The 560-nt window shown below is 40.5% G+C and carries 1 protein-coding gene; it reads right to left on the bottom strand.

All coding sequences use genetic code 11. The features are described 5' to 3' along the window. Positions 1–560: AMP-binding protein (locus RBA40_RS33465; protein WP_306653234.1), on the bottom strand; the 560-nt coding region annotated here is incomplete at both ends.

Raw genomic sequence — 560 nt, 5'->3', positions numbered from 1 at the left:
GCGGCCAATGGAAATGGTGTGATTGTCCGCAATGTCAATTATTGCAAAAGAAGCTGCAAATGTTGTGGTTTCTGTAGGGCCGTAGCCATTAATCACATGTTTAGGGGGAGAGTCACCATAAAGCGCTTTAGCGACATTGTGAGGATCAAGCACCTCTCCACCAATCAACAAATAATTTAAATGTTTGAACGAGCCTTGAATAAGGTCTACATATTGGTTAAATAAACCCGAGGTTAGCCATAAAGCAGAAACCTTTTCTGAAATTAAAACGTTTTCAAAAGAGGCTGCATCCAGCAAGGTATCTTGCGCAACGATGAGTAGTTTTGCACCATTTAACAAACTCCCCCAAATTTCCCAAGTAGATGCATCAAAGGAGACATTGGCACATTGTGCAATACAATCGTTTGGAGTGATTTTTGCATACCAATTGTTTATCACTAATCGAATAACATTCCCATGTTCAATCATTACCCCTTTAGGAGTGCCTGTCGATCCCGAGGTATAAATCACATAAGCCAGGTTGTTGGGAGCAATACCCAATGTTTTTGTGTCTGGATTAT

Source organism: Massilia pseudoviolaceinigra, assembly GCF_030846505.1.
GTDB lineage: Bacteria > Pseudomonadota > Gammaproteobacteria > Burkholderiales > Burkholderiaceae_D > Telluria_A > Telluria_A violaceinigra.
Note: the sequence above shows the minus strand (reverse complement) of the source record. Positions and strands in the feature narration are given on the sequence as shown.